Consider the following 17,415-nt stretch of genomic DNA (forward strand, 5'->3'; position numbering starts at 1 on the left):
CGCATCGGCGCATCGGAATCGGCCGCCGCGGGGCTTGACGCCCCGCGGCGGCTTCTTCATAGTGGGGCGCACCACAACCGACGCACATGTCGGTTATCCACCCCCTGAGGAGATGCGTCGTGGAGGACAAGACTCCATCCGAGACCGGATCGGCGAAGGAGCAAGGCGGTGTGGGCCGCCGTCAGTTCGTCACTGGAGCGCTCACCGCCGCGGGTGCGGTCGCGGCAGCCGGTGTGCTGGGTGCCGGGCCGGCGTCGGCGGCCACGCCCGCTACCCGGCGTGCCCCCAGGACCGGCCGGGCCGCGGCCGGGCGCCGCGTGGCGGTGTTCGGCGGCGGGATGGGCGGGCTGAGCGTCGCCCACGAGCTGGCCGAGCGCGGCTTCCAGGTCACGGTGTACGAGCGCAAGGCGTGGGGCGGCAAGTGCCGCAGTATGCCGGTGCCGGGCACCGGGTCGGGCGGGCGCCAGGACCTGCCGGCCGAGCACGGATTCCGGTTCTTTCCCGGCTTCTACCAGAACCTGCCCGACACCATGAAGCGCATCCCGCTGGCCGGTGGCGGGACGGCGTTCGACAACCTGGTCGCGGGCGAAGAGGTCGCCGCGTTCTACAACGGCACCAAGTTCGTGCTGCCCGCCAAGGGCAGCATCATCGGCACGCTCAACCCCGGCTCGCTGCTGGAGTTCCTGCGCACCGCGGTCAACGTGGCCGGGAAGGTCCCGATCGGCGAGGTGGAGTACTTCCTGCAGAAGATGATCGCCTTCGTGACCAGCGGTCCGCTGCGCCGCTACAAGCAGTGGGAGAACATGAGCTTCTCCCAGTTCGTCCACTCCGAGAAGATGTCCAAGGCCTACAACGAACTGCTGGTGGAGATGTTCACCGGCACCCTGGTGGCGGCCAAGCCCGACAAGGCCAACGCGCACACGATGGGGCTGATGGCCGAGGCATGGGTCTACAGCACCCTCGGCCTGGGCGGCTACAAGGCCCCCGACCGGCTGCTGAACGCCCCGACCAACGACGCGCTCATCGACCCGTGGATGGCGCACCTGCGTTCGCTCGGCGTCACCTTCCAGCTGGATGCGACGCTGACCAAGCTCGACGTCGCCGACCGGAAGATCAGCGGCGCCCAGATCACCGGCGCCACCGGAACCACCGCGGTCGAGGCCGACCACTACGTCCTCGCCGTGCCGATCGAGCGCGCGGTCCCGCTGCTCAACGACGACATCCTGGCCGTCGACCCCAGCCTGAAGCTGCTGCGGGAGCTCACGACCGACTGGATGAACGGCATCATGATCTACCTGCGCCAGCCGATCGACCTGGCCGAGGGCCACGTCGCCTACGCCGCCCAGCCCTGGGCGCTGACCTCGATCAGCCAGGCCCAGTTCTGGAAGAAGAAGTTCAGCACGACCTATGGCAACGGCCAGGTCAACGAGTGCCTGTCGATCGACCTGTCGGCGTGGGACAAGCCCGGCATCCTCTACGGCAAGGCCGCCCGCGACTGCACCTCCGACCAGATCTTCAAGGAGGTCGTCGCGCAACTGCGCAAGGCCCTCCCTCTGGGGAAGGAGCTCATGCTCAACGACGCCAACATCCACTCCTACTTCATCGACCCGGCCATCACAGGCAACGGCACCCCACAGGTCGCCAACGACGAACCCCTGCTGATCAACAAGCCGAGCTCGTGGAACTACCGGCCCGAGGCCACCACCGCCCTGCCGAACCTGTTCCTGGCCTCGGACTACGTCCGAGCCGACATCAACCTGGCCACCATGGAGGGCGCGAACACCGCAGGCCGCAAGGCCGCCAACGCCATCCTCGACGCCTCCGGCGTCAGCGGAAAGAAGGCCGAACTCTTCGACCTGTTCCTGCCCGACGCCTTCCAGGGCTTCTACAACCAGGACGACAACCGCTTCAAGGCGGGCAAACCCAACATCTTCGACACCCGCGACCCCGCCACCCCCTGAGCGCGGTGGCTCCCCGACGGGCCGCCGTGCCCGTCTCCCACTCCAGGTGAATCGCCGCCGGTGACCCGGTGATCACTGCTCCTGATCACCGGACCGCCGGCGGCCGGGAAGGTTCACCCCACGCTCGTTCCTTTCCAGGACCTGGCGGTCTTGTCCACGAGCATCCACCTCCTCGGGCCCGACCTCCCTCAAGAGAGCCGCCAGCCGCTCCGGGGCGGGGCCCCACACAACCGCGACGACGAGCACACAGCCTCCTGGGAGATCGCATGAACCGTGAACCACGCCTGGCGGATCCGACGTGGATGACCAAACCTCCTTGGAAGCTCACCACGAGAATGCTGACCCCGAGCGATATCAGAGCCACTCCCACGCAGCTCGCGGTGTTCCGGTCCTTCGCGACGACCGGCGATCCACGAGCCGACGCGGTGGTGGAGATGATGGCCCGTCTCCCGGGAGCCACCGGCCGCCACCTGTTCGAGCAAGCCCTCCAGAACGGCATCGACGACCTGAAGGATCCGCCGCCTGAGCTGGTCGACCTGTTCGCGGAGGTCGACGCCGTCCCCTACTGGCTCGATCCCGATCTGCTCGACCGTGGTGCGCGGGTTGTGAGCCGGACCGGGTTGCTGGGGCTGACCATGGTCATGCCCTGCGCCTGCCTGTACGGCGGCTACCTCGCCTCCCGCGCCAACAAGACCCTCGTACGCACCGGTGAGCTGGACACCATGGCGGCGCGCCGCCTGGCCGAGACCGCCGGCTGGTGGGTCGAGGTCACCACCCCCGGCGGGCTCGGCCGCTTCGACCCCGGCCTGCAGCAGACGTTGCGGGTACGCATCATGCACGCCCAGGTACGGGCCGCCATGCACCGCCGCGACGACTGGGACCACGAAGCCTGGGACGCGCCGATCAACCAGATCCAGCTCACCGGCACCCTGCTGCTGTTCTCCCTCGTCATGCTGCTGGGCTCACGGGCCCTGGGACTGCAGTTCTCCAAGGCCGACCAGGCGGGCGTCCTCCACTTGTGGCGCTACGTCGGCCACCTCATGGGCATCCACCCCAACCTGCTCCCCGCCACGGGCAACGACGCCTGGCGACTTCTGTGGCTGGAAGCCGCCACCGAGTTCCAACCCGACCAGGACTCCCAGCGACTCGCTCGCTCCCTGATGAAGGCCGCCGCCCCCCTGATGCTGCCGCCGCCCTTGAAGAAATCCCCGCTCGCCCGCCGCATCCTGACCAGCTACCTGTTGTCCTACAGCCGTCTCATCCTCGGCAAAGGCAACGCCGACTTCCTCGGTGCCCCCGACGACAGGCGCTACCAGGCCGCCGTCGCAGCCACCGCCGCCATCGTCTTCACCGTGGAGACCGCCCGCCGCCTCATCCCGGGCGCCACCGGACTCAGCCAGCGGCTCGGCCACCGTCACCGCACCGCTATGAGCCGCCGCATGACCGCCGAACAGCACGCCGACCGCACCCACAGCCGCCACGACTCCGCACTGCAGCCCGCCGTCAACGGCAGACCCAACCCCTGCACGGCCCCGACATCGCCGGCGTGAACGCCTGAGGCCCAGGAGCCACATACGAGATGGCACGAACGTGCCCGGACCACATGGCCATCTCGAACAACCCGACCCGCAACCTATGGGAAAGAACATGCCCCACGCATCGGTCGTGCCCGCCCCGACAGCCGCCTCCCAGGAGCGATTCCTCGCACCCGAACTGACCGAGCTTCTCGACCCGGAGCTGCCCGCGCTCACCGACGAGATCGTCCGTGAGATCCAGCAATGCGTGCCCGACCTCGACCAACGGCTCCGCGACCGGCTGGAGGCACGCATCCGGCTCGGCGTCGAGCAGGTGCTGGACCAGTTCCTCCACCACCTCGCCGACCCCATCACGGCACGGGAGCAGACCGCCGACTTCCACCGGGCGCTGGGACGCGCGGCCTACCGGGCGGGCCGGACCATGGACGTCCTGCCGACCGCCTACCACACCGGCGCCCGGGTCGCCTGGCGCAGGCTGATCACCATCGGCCGGGACGCGGGCCTGGCTCCGGAGAGGATGTACGGTCTCGCCGAGACGATCTTCGGCTACACCGACCTCATCACCGCGGACTCGGTCCAGGGGTACAAGGAGATCCGCGAGAGCGACCCCCTCAAGCAGTGCCGCCGCCAGCTGCTGAAGCTGATCCTCGCCGACGTGCCCGCCACCACCCGCGACCACCTCTCCCGCCACGCCGACCAGGCCCGGTGGCGGCTACCCCGCACCGTGGCGTGCGTGGCGCTCGACCCCGAGTGGCGGAACAAGCGGCTCCTACCGCCAGCGGTGGGACCGGACATCCTGATGGACCTGGACGAGTCCGGTCCCGTCCTGCTCCTGCCCGATCCCGACGGCCCGATGAGCGGCCGGATGCTGGAACGCGCGCTGCGCGGCTGCCTGTTCGCCATCGGCCCCACGGTGCCCCTGTCCCGCGCGGCGCTGTCCCTGCGACTCGCCCGCCAGACCCTCATCCTGGGACAGCGCGGCGCCCTCCGATGTGACCGCTACCTCCGGTCCGTCGACCATCTGCCGGCGCTGCTGCTCGCGACCAACCAGGACATCATCGCGCTGATGAACCAGATCTACTACACCCCCATGAACGCGCTCACCCCCAGCCAGCAGGCCCGGCTCTCCGAGACCCTGCTGCTGTGCCTCGCCACCGGCGCACCCGCCCCCGAACTCGCAGAACACCTGTCCGTGCACCCCCAGACCGTGCGCTACCGGACGCGCCACCTGGAGGACCTGTTCGGCTCCGACCTGCGCGACCCGGAATGGAGAACGGCGATGCTGCTGCTCCTACGCGCCCGGCAGCTACAGGGCACCGTCCCGCGTCGCGAGCCGGTGCGCACCTAGAAGACGTCCTGGCACGGTGATCTGCTGAATCCAGGGTGACCAAGGAGATCTGAGCGGAGGCGGTCATATGACCGGAACCATTGTCACCCTGGCGGCGGCCACCCTGGAGCTCCTCGCCTGCGGTTTCTTCAAGGTCGCCGGCGAGCGGATGGAACCGTTGCGGGGGACCCGGCCGCTCCGGGTGCTGTCATTGGCCTTGAAGAACGGCTATTGGCTGTTCGGCATGCTGCTGATCCTCGACGGCATTGTGCTGCAGTTCCTGTCCCTCGAGCTGATACCTCTCAGCTCCGCGAATCCGTTGAACCTGATCCCGCTGGTGGTCGTGCTGATCATGGCGCTCGGCTACTTCCATGAGCGGCTCACCACCCGCGAGTGGGTGAGCCTGGCAATGCTGGCGGCCGCCACCGGGCTCATCGCGCTGTCGGTCGCGCACGGCCTGAACACCAGAACAGGCAGCGGCCTGCCCTCGCACGCGCTGTTCCTCGCCGTCGCGCTCCCCTCGATGGCGATCCCGCTCGTCATCTTCTCGCTGGGCGACCTGCGCCCGACCGGACGGCACGCGCGGGCGCTCGCCGGCATTGCCTACGGAGCGAGCATCGGGGTGCTCATCGGGACCGCCGAGTTCTCCGCGGTCGGTCTGTTCAACGCCTACCAGGCGGGCATCCGCGGGGTGGCGTTACTGGCCGAGCCGTACCTGTGGGTGATGGTGCTCGGCGCGGTCTTCGGGCTGGGCCAGATGCTGATCGCCCTGCAACGCTGCCGGCTGGCGATCGTCATCACGGTGGACGCGGTCGTCCTGCAGACCCAGCTCATCCTCATGTCCACCCTGCTGTACGGCGAGGGCTGGCCGCGCGAGCCGCTGTGGAGCCTGCTGCGCGCGGCCGGGTTCGCACTCGCCCTGATCGCGATCTTCACCTTCCCGCGGTACGAACCCGACCCCGTACGGCCGGGCGCGCCCGCCACGCGGCCCGGCCCCACCGGACACCAGCCCGTCACCTGACGGTGTGCGGCGCGATCCAGGCCGAGGGCCTGGCCGAACGGTTCGGCGACCAAGGCGCTCGACAGGGGAGCCTGACCTGCGCACCGACACCGCGCTGAGAGTGCCCGGCCTCAACCGGGCGGGTCGCGCCGTTCGTCAGAGGGTGGAGTGTCTGGGCTGAGGTGAGCGGCCCAATCCCCCGCTTGGGGTGAATTGGGCCGCTCGGCGTTTGAACTCTTCTGCGTTGTTCGCGTTTGGGTTGATGTGGTGAGGTGGTTAAAGGTTCAGTGCTTGGGACGTCTGGATCCGGCCCTCAGCTGGGGAAGTCCCTGAACGATTCCGGCGGCGAGGCCGAGGGTCGCGAAGACCCACCAGATGTGGTGGAAATTGGTCAGCCCGGAGCCGTGTCCGGGGGTGCCCAGGAGCGCGACGAAGATACTGATTCCTAGAACCGCGCCGAGCTGCCTGAAGCTGGAGTTGATTGCGGAGCCGACGGCGAACTGCGCTGGGGGTAGTTTCGCGACGGCGGCGCCGGATTGGACTGGCAGGGTCAGTCCGATGCCCAGGCCGGTGAGCAGGGTCCAGGGCAGCCAATGGGTGACCCAGTGCGGGGATCCGCCCACGGACAGGGCGAAGCCGAGGCAACCGAGGGCCCAGGCGAGCGCGCCGGCGAGTAGTACGGGCCGGTGTCCGGTGACGCTGGCGAGTTTTGTTGTCGAGCGTGCGATAACGGTGACGACCACCGGTCCCGCGGCGCTTGCGAGCGCTGCTCGCAGTACGGAGTAGTGCCACTCGGTCTGGAGGAATATCAGGTTGGCCAGTAGGAGTCCGAAGAAGGCCGTCGAGAACAGCAGTGTGGCGACGTTGATTTCCCGGAACTGGCGTTCCTTGAAGAGGGCGAGGTTCATGACCGGTCGTGTGGCCTTCGAGGTACGCCACAGGAATACGGGCAGTGTGAGGGCCGCTCCGGCGAAACCGGCCACCACCCATGCACTGGACCAGCCGCGGGTCGGACCCTCGATGATGGAGTAGCTGAGAAGCGCGGGGATCGCAGCGACCAGGATCGCCCCGAGGGGGTCGGGGATACCGGATGCCTTCGGGTCACGGGTTTCGTGGAGCAGTCGCATGCCCAGCATGATGACGACCGCCGCGATCGGGATATTGACCAGGAAGATCCAGCGCCACGACGAGTATTCGGTGAGCAGCGCGCCGAGGGTGGGACCCACCGCGGCTGCTGCTGCGGCCATCGCGCCCCAGACGCCTATCGCGACATGACGGCGGGGACCTGGAAACTCGTGCAGGACGAGCGCGAGAGACGACGGTACGACGAGCGCGGCGAAGAGCGCCTGCAGGGCCCGAGCCGTGATCAGTACTCCGGCGCCCGGTGCCAGCCCGCACAGGGCGCTCATGACGGCGAAGCCGGCGATACCGATGACGAAGACCCGCTTGCGCCCGTATCGGTCGGCGATTCGGCCTGCCGGGATGAGCATGGCCGCGAACACCAGGCTGTATGCGTTGAGCACCCAGGCCAGGTGTCCGGTGGTGGTGCTGAAGCTCCGGCTGATCGTCTCGAAGGCGATGTTCACGATCGTTGTGTCGAGGAAGACCACGAAGGCGCCGAGGCTGCCGAGGGCCAGTACCCACCGAGCCCGCCGGTCGCCCGCGGTCACCTCGGGATCTTCTAGTCCGCCAACGGGTCCGGTCTGGCGCCCTGTGACGGGCGCGAGCTCTGCAGCGGACATGATGCTCCACTTCTAGTGGGTTGTGATTTGCTACCGACTCGGGTACCGTACCCCAGTGAGTTGGAAAATCCAACTGAGTGGGTTCGGCCCACGCGGGGAACGTGAGGGAAATGATGAGGAGTCAGTGGTGGCGCGCCGGCAGGTGGCGGTGAGAGCGTGTCCCTTGGCGGCGTCGCTGGAGATAGTGGGCGAGCGGTGGTCTCTGCTCGCCATACGCGAAATCACCTACGGTGTTCACCGCTTTGGCCACATAGCCGCTTACACCGGCGCATCCCGGAACATTCTCGCCGACCGCCTCCGCAAGCTCGAAAGCGCAGGAGTGGTAGAGCGGCGACAGTACAGCGAGCATCCGCCAAGGTATGAGTATTACCTCACCGAGGCCGGACAGGAACTGCAACCCGCACTGCTCGCCCTCTTCCAGTGGGGCGACAAGTGGACTGAGGTGAAGTCATCCCTGGTGGTGCGGCACACCTGTGGGCATGACCTGAAGATCCAGCGGAGCTGCTCTCACTGCGGAGACTCCGTCTCAAGGGAGACGATAGAGTTCGCACGCTCAGGCGACTTTTAATGCCAAGGTGGTCTGATCGGAAATAGTGGCCTTCTGCGGAGCCCTTGCCAGTGACGGAAATATAATGGATTCGAGGGCCCCGGGCGCCAGCTAGCGATCGGCTTTCACGTGTGACACTTAGGACGCCCGCAGTCATCCTGACGCGGATTTCAAATCGAATGGAGCTGAATCCCATTTAGAGATCCTCGATGGGACTGCTTCTGTGTATCAATAAGGGAGAGCGATATGACGGACAAACTGATCCTGGTGACCGGAGCCGCAAACGCAGGGTCCGTGGGGCGGAAGGTGATCGAGCGCTTGCGGAGTAGTGGGCTGCCGACTCGTGCGCTGGTCAGGCAGGATGACGAGCGTGCCGAAACTCTCCGTGCGGCGGGCGCCGAGGTCGTTGTCGGGGACCTCACCCGGCCGGCGGACGTTGCGCGTGCACTTGAGGGTTGCCATCGGATCTACTTCGGGATGAGCGTCTCGAGCCACTATTTGGAGGCGACGGGGGCGGTCGCCGCTGCCGCACGCGAGCACGGGGCCCTGGAGGTCTTCGTCAACATGTCACAAATGACGGTCTCGCAGATGACGCTGACCAGCAGTTCGGAATCACGCCAGCAGCGCCTCCACTGGCTGAGCGAACAGATTCTATCCTGGTCGGGCCTTCCGGTTGTTCAAGTCAGGCCGACCATCTTCATGGAAAATCCGCTGTTCCAGCTTGGAATCCGCTCGACGCCAGAAGGAATCACCATCCAGCTGCCTTTTGGCTCCGGACGCACCTCGCCGGTCTCCACCAGCGACGTCGCAGACGTGGTCTCGACCATTCTGACTGAGCCCAGCCCCCATCTGGGCCAGGTGTACGAACTTACAGGGCCGGTGTCCAGGGATATGTACGGTATCGCGGACCAATTCACCGAAGCAATGGGCCGCCACGTCACCTATGTTGACGTACCTTCTGGCGAGTGGGCCCAAGCGCTGGCAGGAGTAAAGCTTCCGGACCACCTGTTCGAGCATATTACGACCATGACTCGACTGCAGCGCGAAAATCGATACGATCGAATCTCCACAGATATCGAGACCATCCTCGGCAGGCCGCCCCTCGACGTTCGGTATTTTGTCGAGACTAACCCGCAGCTATTCCGGTAAGTCAGCCCTACTGACCCGAGGCAAAAGAAGTGAGCCTCATGCTGGGTAGAAACCAGGAGGCACGCGCGTGCCGGAGGGCGCACGCGGACCCTGATGCCGAGTTGGGTGGTCGCCAGCCCGGGGTTCCAGACCGGTTGCAGCACTTGATCACCCACTGGGTAGCGTCTGCCTTCTGCAACACGACGATCACAGTCCCGGATGTGCTCACCGGTACCTGTCGTCGATCTCGGTAGAGCCGGCCTCGGCCAACGCGGCTGCCCGGCTGTCGATCAAGGCGTGATGTTGGCGCCGAACACCACGCGTGACGTGCCCAGTTCAGAGGAGCAGGCCCGGCAGGATGCCACGCAGACGGGCCTTCCCCTTTGATAGTGCCTGATCAGCGCAGCGTCGGCGGTCGCTGCTCGGTGGTTCTAGGTGCTGGTCGTGTTGATCTCGGTTCGGGACCGGCGGGCGGGGTTGGTCCATCGTCGGTAGGTGACGAAGGCGGTTCTCACTTCTGGGGCGAGGAACTGGCCAGTGGACTCTGCTGAGTCCCATAGAGAGTTGATGAAGGTTGGACCGTCGGACTCTTCCCAGCCGTCAGGGGCTTGAGCGATGACCTGGGCGAACAGTTGCAGGGCGTCACCGTGGCTCCATGCCCACATGGACACCGACGCGGGTGTGTGAGCCCAACGGGTCACTTCCCAGACGACTTCCCGCACATCGTCGAGCGCTTCGAGGCCGGCTGCGGCGGCACGCGCGATGTTCTCCGCTTCGCTGACGTCGTGGGTGAGCGTGTAGAGGTCGATCGCCACGTCATCTCGCCAGGGCCGGCCCAGGATCTGCTCGCCGTCGGCCTTGATCTCGAATCGCCCGGTGGGCTCCAGGATCTCCTCGGGAACTGTCAGCATCGCTTGCAGTGACGGAGCCCAGACGATGCACATCCAGTCCAGACGGTCCTCGGTCGGGCGGGCACCGTTGACGTAGACCTCCTCGCCGATCAGCGCGCTCACATCGACGGGTTGATCAAATTCCAGGTCATCCCATTGGAGTTCCTGCCCGGTCGCCTTTGTGATCTTCACGATTTCGCCGAACAGGAACCGTGGCACCTGTGGCCCGGTCACGAGCACGACCATACATAGGTCCAGCCGTGACCTCCGTCGACCAGGTCAAGGCGTCGCAGCTCGTACACGGGGTCTTCGAACGCGTCCAGGGTCCGCCACTCCTCGGCCGTGAGACCGGTGATCAGGTAGCCGCTGGTTGTGCCCTGTCCGGGGACGAGTCAGGGGTAGACGCGGCTGGGGAGTGCTGTCACGCGCCAACGGGTGGCCGATCGGCTCGCTGAGTACGCCGCTGCGACCGTCATGCAACGCATGCTGGTGATCTTTCATGGGCGAACCGCTACTCGCGGGCGCTTCCACTCTTGCCGCGTTCGCCGACGATATCCGGTCACGGCACAGCCGCAACCTCCGCGAATCCGTGAGCGTCTGGCTTGGTGCCTACCCCGGTTATCACAAGGGAATCTGGATCGCCTGGGTCCGCCGCAGCTGATGGGGTGGCAGAAGAATCGATATGGGACGAATATGTGGCGTCATGCCTCGCGGTCCTGGGGTTGGGCGCCTACCACCAGTGGTTGGGCGGGCCTTCCATCACCGTCGGCAAGCCGGTCCCCCTTGACCAGGGGGACCGGCCCCAACGGGCAGCCCATAATGGTCGTTACGCTGATCAGCTATAACGACTTTTCGTTGCCTAGGGCGAGCACCCTGCATGGACCTGGTCGGTCGGTATGACATGGTTGCGCAGCGAGGTCAGAGGTTTTTGATGATCCCTCCGTCGACCAGGTACTCGGCGCCGTTGATGTTGTTGGGTGATGCCACGAACGCGATGAGCCTGGCAACCTCTTCGGGGGTGCTGATGCGGCCGGTGCTGGCGCCGAGGGAGTCCGTCATCTGCTGAACGAAGTTCTGGTGGGAGACGCCCTGTTCCTGCGCGATCCGACCAATGAAACCGTCCGGGTCGGTCCAGACTCCGGTAAGGATCGGGCCGGGCGAGACGGAGATGGCGCGTACGCCCTGGTCGCCGAATTGCTCGGCGATCACTTTGGTGAGGGCGTTGAGAGCGGCCTTGGCGACGTTGTAGTGGGCGGGGCCGGCGCTGACCAGCCGGGCGCCGGCGGAGGAGACGTTGATGACCACCCCGTTGCGTTCGATGAGGCTTGGCAGTGCGGCGCGGGTCACCCGCAGGGCGCTGTAGAAGTGCAGGTCGAAGGTCTGTTTCCAGGCGTCGTCCGGCAGGTCGAGCATGGTGTTCAGGGCGCCTTTGACCAGGTCGTCGGTGTCGCCGATGCCCACGTTGTTGACCAGCACGTCGATCCCGCCGAGTTCGACCATTGCGCGGTCGATGAGCTCGGCCGCTCCCTCGGCGGTGGTGAGGTCGACGGGCACGTGGACCGCCTTGGTCTCCTTGAGCTCCAGGGTGGTACGGCGCGAGCCGGTGACCACGCGCATCCCCTCGCCCAGGAGGGTGCGTACGACGGCGAGGCCGGTCCCCTTGCTGCCTCCGGTGACCACGGCGGTCTTGCCCGCGAGTTGCAGATCCATGATTTCTCCGTTCGACAGGAACTTACGAGGTGTGAAGGGATTGGCGAGCCAGGTGTGCCCGGTCCGGTCGCCGGGGGCGCCGTCGCTGCCCAGTGCCTGCGAGCGCGGTCACTGCGACGCCGATGAGGGACACGCCGAGCGGTACGGCCAGCGCCGCGCGCAGGCCGCCGAGCAGCGCCGATGGTGAGATGCCGGGCCCCGCGTAGGCGTCGTTGACGGCCGTGATGACCGCGAGGACGAGCGCGGGCCCGAGTTGGAAGGACGTGTTGATCAGGCCCCCGGCCACGCCTTGTTCCTCGGCCGCGATGCCGCTGGTCGCGGCGATGTTCAGCGGTCCGTAGGCGAACGAGAAGGCCAGGCCGACCAGCACCATGGCCGGGAACATTCCGGTCGCGTAGCCCGAGTTCCGGCCAAGCGGAAGCAACAGGGCGTAGGCCAGAGCGGCCGAACTTAGCCCTGCCAGAATCATCGGGGAGGTGCCGAAACGCCCCACGAGCGGGGCCGCGATCCGCGGCGCGAGCAACGCCACGACGGTGCCCGTCGGGCAGACGGCCAGGCCCGTCTGCAGGGCCGACCAGCCGCGAACTTGCTGCATGTACAGGGTGAGGATGAACAGGCAACCCACCCAGCCGCCGAGTAGCGCCATCGCGGCGATGTTGGCGCGGATGACGGGTCCCGAGCGCAACAGGCCCAGCCGTACCAGCGGTGTGCGGGCGCGCCGTTCGATCAGGACGAAGACCGCGAGGATCAGGCCGACGCCGACGAGCGAGCCGGCCGTGCGCACCGAGTCCCAGCCCGCCTCGGGTGCCTGGACCAGGGTGAAGACGAGGAGCAGCATCGCCGCAGTCGCGGTGACGGCCCCGGCGACGTCGAAGCCCTGCCGAGCGCCCGCCCGACGGGGGGATCCAGGCACCAGCCACAGCGCACCGAGGAGCGTCACGGCGGCCATCAGAACCGGGGCGAAGAACACCCAGCGCCACGACATGTCCGTGAGCAGGCCGCCCACGACCAGGCCCAGGGCGAATCCGGATGCGCCCGTCGCGCTGTAGACCGAGAGCGCCCTGTTACGGGCGGGGCCCTCGGCGAAGCTCGTGGTAATGATCGATAGTCCGGCCGGGGCGGTGAACGCGGCGCTGACACCGGTGAGAAAGCGGGCGGCGATGACCACCTCACCGGTGCCCGCGAAGCCACCCACGCCCGAGGCGACCACGAACACCCCGAGCGAGACCAGAAACATCCGGCGGCGGCCCAGCAGGTCCGCAGCGCGGCCGCCCAGCAGCAGGAAACCGCCGAATCCCAGCACGTAACCGCTCATGACCCATTGCAGCGAGCGGGGGGACATGCTCAGATCCGCGCCGATCGAGGGCAGCGCGACGCCTTTCATCGACACGTCGAGGCCGTCCAGGAAAAGCGCCCCGCACAACACGAGCAGCGTGCCCCAGGCACGTCCGCCCAGCCTCGCGCCTTCGACGGCAGTGGTTCCCGATGTCTCCACGCAGAGCCTTCCTTGAATGGACCGATCGGTCCCGGACCGATTGGTCCGTATCATTCAGGTATGTGCGGTCGCTGTCAACGGAGTCGCGCGATGTCATGGACCGATCAGTCCGTTATGCTCGAGGCGGAGGTGTTCGATGGCCCGCAAGCCGGATCCGGGCGCGCGTGACCGCATCCTGGACGTCGCGACGCGCCTGTTCGCCGAGCAAGGTGTGCGCGCTGTGGGGTTGCAGCAGATCATCGACGAGTGCGGCTGCGGCAAGAACCTGCTCTACCGTGAGTTCGGCAGCAAGGACGAGCTGGTCGTCGCCTATCTGGAACGCTGCCGCCAGAACTGGAGCGCGATCTTCGACGAGGCGGTCCGTGCGGACGCGACCGACGCGGCGCAGCGGCTCGTCACCCTGGTCGACGCGGTCGCGAGAGGGGCCGTCGAAGACGGCTTCCGAGGCTGCCCCCTGCGCAACGCCTACGCCGAGTTCCCCGACGAGGCCCACCCGGCCCACCAGGTGATCATCGCGCACTACACCGAACGGCAGGATCAGCTACGCGAGCTCGCCGAGCACGCCCGGGCGCGCGACCCGGACATGCTGGCCGACCGCATCGCCCTGATCATCGACGGCATCAACGCCAACGCCGCCGTACTCGGCAGGAATGGCGCTCTTCGTGCTGCCGTGACCTTCGCTGAGGACACCGTCAGAACCCATATCCAGCCGGCCTGAAGCCCAGAGGTCCGGTCGGCTGGGAACACATGCCTGTCGCCAACGGCGGTGCGGCTGCCAGCCCCGCCGCGTCGAGCCGGGTGACCTGATCGGGTGTCGGGCTCCAGCCACGGCGCCGAGGTTCTGCTGGAGTTGCTCCTCGTTGCGAGCGCCGATGATGACGGAGGAGACCGTCGGGCGCCGCGGCAGCCAGTTGATCGCGATCTGCGGGATGGTCCGGCCGGTCTCCTGCGCGATCTCGTCGACGGCGTGGTCGTCATACTCAGCCCTGGTATCAAACGGTTCGGCTACTTCGAACTGTTGGTAATTATCGTTGCGCGCTCGAACATGGGCGTCTCTCTCAAGAGCCTGATGGTGCGCATGGGCCATGACAACGAGCGGACCGCGCTGATGTACCAGCACCAGTCGGCTGCCGGTGACCGCAGGAACGCTGATGGCTGGACAAACTCCTGCAAGCGGAGAAGGACCAGGGCGAGAATGATGAAGGTGAGGCGGAGGCGCTGATCCCCACGATCATCTCTCGCCACAGGGAAGCGGAGCGCCCATACGCCCGCCCGCCCGTCCGGAACGGCCGCGCAGCCACAGTGCGCGCAGCGCGGCCTCGGTGGCGAACCGCTTGTCGGGATCGGTGAGCTCCTCCCGGAGCGTCTCTTCCAGCACGCCCCAAACACCACAGAACACCCACAGTGCATAACCGACAAAAATCGAGTATGCCCAGGTCGGAGGTGGCGCACCCGGCAGGATTCGAACCTGCGACCGTCGGATTAGAAGATGGATCATGACCGTCCACAGCCGTCCACAGTCGTCCCTCAACCTGTTCCGGGACGTCTTGCGGCGGACCTCCAGTCCAGATCCGTCCATGCTCATCCAGGCCCGCTGTTAGCACCAGCGTTAGCAACTCGGCTCCTGTAAGTCCGGCTGCTCGAAAGGGGATTGAGGCGGCGCGGATGAGATCCGGAGTGCTCGTCCGCGCGAACGGCGAGGTGTTGGGACAGATCTGACCGCGCGGACGAGCACTCCGGCTCGCGGGGGGCTGGGGGCTGCGAAGCCCCCAGAGTCGCGCTCGCTCTGCCATCGTCAGCCGGCCAGACGCTGAAGAACCTTCTGATCCGTAGATCCCCAAACGATCTCCGCCCCCGTTCGCATCAGTCCGCCACGTGCCGCGTCCCATGACCCGCCGTCCAATGCCATCCGCACTCGTCCGAGATCGTTCGCCCCGGTGGCTCCCACCGTGGCTCCCCGGAAGCGGCGCGGCAGCGATCGCCCCGGCCACGAGCCGCCGCAAGCAGTCCGCTGCGATCGTCACGGCCTTGCCCAGAGCAGGCGCGAGTCAGCATCGCCGAGTCGTGGGCTCACCCATGGGCCCGGAGGCTGTGGCCTCATGGTCTCGATTCAAGCCCGCTATCCGGCTGGCTACCTTCCCTTTCGCGCACCTGTATCGCATTCGTCGAGTACAACATGCGAAGTCGATCAGCAATGGCCTCCAATGAGTCACTAACGGCCTGGTAGAAGCTGTTTCGTCGCTGCTCAGATTTAAGCGCATTACTGTCCATATATAGGGGGAGCGCTGCGCTTCCCACCCGTCCGATTGCCTCGGACGTGAATCGATCAAGGACAAGCGTTGCAACGTGTCCTCGCCGCACGTTGGCAGCCATGATGCGCTGCTTAGCCGCTTCTCCGCCTGGATATTCATGCCAACTCTGCCCCGACTTATGCGCAGCAGCGAGAAGCGGGATTACATCGTGAAGCTCGTCGACGAGATCCCGAATCACGGAGTGGGCCTCAGTCAGCCCTTGCCTCTCGAATGCGAGGCGATCACGGCGGTCTTGCTCATCCCATTGCGCACGGCGGGCGAGTCGTTCGCGCTCAAGGGTGCGCTTGTCTCGACGGCCCTCTAGGAGCAGGCTGCCGAAGAACCCAAGGATCAGCGTTATGACTGGCAAGACAGCATTGAAGATGGCCACGGACACAATATGCCTGAGGGCGAAGAACTCGGCCACATCGGCAGGACTCCCCAAACCTTCCTGGCCAGGTCAGACTGTAGATTAGCACCCGCGTTAGCAAGATCCACACCGCCGATTGCCCGGAATCCGAGGGCAAGCCGACCCGGAGCGCAGGGCCGGCCACGGCCCGAGCACCGGAAGCGGCGCGGCGTGCGCCACGAGGCGCTGTTTGACCGTGCGGGGGTGGAAGGACTCCGCCGATGGCCTGTCGTAGCGGGTCGTTTGAAGTTGGAGGCAGGCTGACCCCGGAGTCGCGGGTGAGGGTGGGAGCAGCCTCGACAATGTCGGGACGTGCCGGTACTGCCGGACGGCACGGGTCCGGTTAACGAGCGGGAAAGGTGTACGTGAGGAACCAGCGGTGTAAAGCCCTTCAAGGCTTCCACCAGCTCAAATCTGGCAGATATGGGCTGGGTTGCGGTGCGTACCCGCCGGGCGGTGCCCGGCGGGGAACTCCTGGGCCGGTTGTCGCCCTTGGCCGGGAGGTCCTGGTGAAGGTCTACGGCGTAGCCAGGACGATGCCGCAGGGGCATAGCTGGACACCTCCTCTCGCGAACGGTCAGCAGTGAACGTGGGAACCATCTCGTGTCGTTCCCCGGTTCCGTCCTGTCCAGGGATGGTCGGGGATAGGTGCGTCGTCTGCCGAAGGTGCGGGGTGGGGCGGAGCCTGCGTAGTACTCCGAGCGCGGGAAAGCCACGTACATGGGGAAGGCAGGCAGCCTGAGGTGGCCGAGTGGCGGGTACTGAGCATTCAGAACAAACTGCACCGCTGGGCCGGCGAGGATCCCTCCCGCCGGTTCGATGATCTGTTCAACCTGGTCGCTGATCCGGCGTTCCTCGTGGTCGCGTGGCGTCGGGTCCGGGGCAACACCGGGTCCCGCACGGCGGGCGTCGACGGGCTTAGACGTCGTTTCATTTGGCAAGTTGGCGGTGGCAGATGAAGGCGGCGGCTATGGCGGTGAAGGCCAGGAAGTGTTCGGGTTTGCGTTCGTAGCGGCGGTGTAGTCGGCGGAAGCCGTTCAGCCATGACATCGTGCGTTCGACCACCCACCGGTGGCGGCCCAGGCGCTGGGAGGACTCGATGCCTCGCCGGGCGATGCGATGGGTGATTCCGCGGCTGCTCAGCCATCTTCGCAGGTGGTTGTAGTCGTAGCCCTTGTCCGCGTGGAGCTTGCCGGGTCTTCGGCGGCGAGGGCCGCGAGGAGAGCGGATCGGCGGGATTCCCCGCACCAGTGGTTCCAGGGCCTGGCTGTCGTGGGTGTTGGCGGCGGAGATCCCGACAGACAGCGGCAGTCCGGCACGGTCGACGATCAGATGGATCTTCGACCCGAACGTGCCGCGGTCGACAGGATTCGGGCCTGT

14 protein-coding genes and 1 pseudogene are annotated in these 17,415 nt (G+C 66.6%); 7 read left to right on the forward strand and 8 right to left on the reverse strand.

The window, feature by feature from the left end; genetic code table 11:
• Positions 1-119: 119 nt before the first annotated feature.
• The 4 genes from ACRYCC_RS07575 to ACRYCC_RS07590 all read left to right on the forward strand — a co-directional run bounded on the left by ACRYCC_RS07575 (position 120) and on the right by ACRYCC_RS07590 (position 5,844).
• A complete protein-coding gene (locus ACRYCC_RS07575) occupies positions 120-1,961 on the forward strand; it encodes a hydroxysqualene dehydroxylase (protein WP_433809863.1) in 1,842 nt (613 codons plus the stop codon).
• 302 nt (positions 1,962-2,263) lie between these two features.
• Positions 2,264-3,511 carry an oxygenase MpaB family protein gene (locus ACRYCC_RS07580; protein ID WP_433809864.1) on the forward strand — a complete coding sequence of 416 codons (1,248 nt, stop codon included), beginning with the start codon at positions 2,264-2,266 and terminating at the stop codon, positions 3,509-3,511.
• Positions 3,512-3,626: 115 nt separating this feature from the next.
• On the forward strand, positions 3,627-4,844 hold the full coding sequence (locus tag ACRYCC_RS07585; RefSeq protein ID WP_433809865.1) for a PucR-like N-terminal domain-containing protein: 1,218 nt from the start codon (positions 3,627-3,629) through the stop codon (positions 4,842-4,844).
• 67 nt (positions 4,845-4,911) lie between these two features.
• Complete coding sequence (locus ACRYCC_RS07590) at positions 4,912-5,844, forward strand: hypothetical protein (protein ID WP_433809866.1); 933 nt, start codon at positions 4,912-4,914, stop codon at positions 5,842-5,844.
• Between the two features lie 263 nt (positions 5,845-6,107).
• Here ACRYCC_RS07590 and ACRYCC_RS07595 read toward each other — a convergent pair whose 3' ends face one another.
• On the reverse strand, positions 6,108-7,493 hold the full coding sequence (locus tag ACRYCC_RS07595; protein WP_433809867.1) for an MFS transporter: 1,386 nt from the start codon (positions 7,491-7,493) through the stop codon (positions 6,108-6,110).
• Between the two features lie 199 nt (positions 7,494-7,692).
• Between ACRYCC_RS07595 and ACRYCC_RS07600 the strand changes: the two genes are divergently transcribed.
• Together ACRYCC_RS07600 and ACRYCC_RS07605 are read left to right on the forward strand one after the other, a co-directional pair.
• A complete protein-coding gene (locus ACRYCC_RS07600; RefSeq protein WP_433809868.1) occupies positions 7,693-8,133 on the forward strand; it encodes a winged helix-turn-helix transcriptional regulator in 441 nt (146 codons plus the stop codon).
• Between the two features lie 225 nt (positions 8,134-8,358).
• Positions 8,359-9,261, forward strand: coding sequence for an NmrA family NAD(P)-binding protein (locus tag ACRYCC_RS07605; RefSeq protein ID WP_433809869.1), 903 nt, complete (start codon positions 8,359-8,361; stop codon positions 9,259-9,261).
• 410 nt (positions 9,262-9,671) lie between these two features.
• Here the strand turns inward: ACRYCC_RS07605 and ACRYCC_RS07610 are convergent, their stop codons facing one another.
• The 3 genes from ACRYCC_RS07610 to ACRYCC_RS07620 form a co-directional block, all read right to left on the reverse strand.
• Complete coding sequence (locus ACRYCC_RS07610) at positions 9,672-10,376, reverse strand: hypothetical protein (protein WP_433809870.1); 705 nt, start codon at positions 10,374-10,376, stop codon at positions 9,672-9,674.
• 672 nt (positions 10,377-11,048) lie between these two features.
• The gene (locus tag ACRYCC_RS07615) at positions 11,049-11,840 is read right to left on the reverse strand and encodes an SDR family oxidoreductase (RefSeq protein ID WP_433809871.1); all 792 of its coding nucleotides are present in this window, start codon (positions 11,838-11,840) and stop codon (positions 11,049-11,051) included.
• 22 nt (positions 11,841-11,862) lie between these two features.
• A complete protein-coding gene (locus tag ACRYCC_RS07620) occupies positions 11,863-13,335 on the reverse strand; it encodes an MFS transporter (protein ID WP_433809872.1) in 1,473 nt (490 codons plus the stop codon).
• A gap of 136 nt (positions 13,336-13,471) precedes the next feature.
• Between ACRYCC_RS07620 and ACRYCC_RS07625 the strand changes: the two genes are divergently transcribed.
• Entirely contained in the window at positions 13,472-14,053 is a 582-nt protein-coding gene (locus tag ACRYCC_RS07625) for a TetR/AcrR family transcriptional regulator (RefSeq protein WP_433809873.1), read from the forward strand.
• Positions 14,054-14,221: 168 nt separating this feature from the next.
• On the opposite strand, the pseudogene ACRYCC_RS07630 reads toward ACRYCC_RS07625, so the two are convergent.
• The 4 genes and pseudogenes from ACRYCC_RS07630 to ACRYCC_RS07645 all read right to left on the reverse strand — a co-directional run.
• Positions 14,222-14,422, reverse strand: a pseudogene (locus ACRYCC_RS07630) (hypothetical protein); the annotation flags it as partial.
• A 144-nt stretch (positions 14,423-14,566) separates the two neighbouring features.
• Positions 14,567-14,734: a hypothetical protein gene (locus ACRYCC_RS07635; RefSeq protein ID WP_433809874.1), complete on the reverse strand. Its 168-nt coding sequence runs from the start codon at positions 14,732-14,734 to the stop codon at positions 14,567-14,569.
• Positions 14,735-15,432: 698 nt separating this feature from the next.
• Positions 15,433-16,053: a hypothetical protein gene (locus tag ACRYCC_RS07640; RefSeq protein WP_433809875.1), complete on the reverse strand. Its 621-nt coding sequence runs from the start codon at positions 16,051-16,053 to the stop codon at positions 15,433-15,435.
• 912 nt (positions 16,054-16,965) lie between these two features.
• A partial coding sequence (locus ACRYCC_RS07645; protein WP_433809876.1) for an IS5 family transposase occupies positions 16,966-17,415 on the reverse strand: 450 nt, incomplete at its 5' end.

It is taken from the genome of Actinomadura scrupuli (assembly GCF_050971785.1).
GTDB classification, from domain to species: Bacteria; Actinomycetota; Actinomycetes; order Streptosporangiales; family Streptosporangiaceae; genus Actinomadura_E; species Actinomadura_E scrupuli.

Bases quoted from the DNA above. Each gene is read 5' to 3' on its own strand.
- ACRYCC_RS07615 (WP_433809871.1), bottom strand. From the start codon at position 11,840: ATGGATCTGCAACTCGCGGGCAAGACCGCCGTGGTCACCGGAGGCAGC.
- ACRYCC_RS07590 (WP_433809866.1), top strand. From the start codon at position 4,912: ATGACCGGAACCATTGTCACCCTGGCGGCGGCCACCCTGGAGCTCCTC.
- ACRYCC_RS07625 (WP_433809873.1), top strand. From the start codon at position 13,472: ATGGCCCGCAAGCCGGATCCGGGCGCGCGTGACCGCATCCTGGACGTC.
- ACRYCC_RS07580 (WP_433809864.1), top strand. From the start codon at position 2,264: ATGACCAAACCTCCTTGGAAGCTCACCACGAGAATGCTGACCCCGAGC.
- ACRYCC_RS07610 (WP_433809870.1), bottom strand. From the start codon at position 10,376: ATGGTCGTGCTCGTGACCGGGCCACAGGTGCCACGGTTCCTGTTCGGC.
- ACRYCC_RS07605 (WP_433809869.1), top strand. From the start codon at position 8,359: ATGACGGACAAACTGATCCTGGTGACCGGAGCCGCAAACGCAGGGTCC.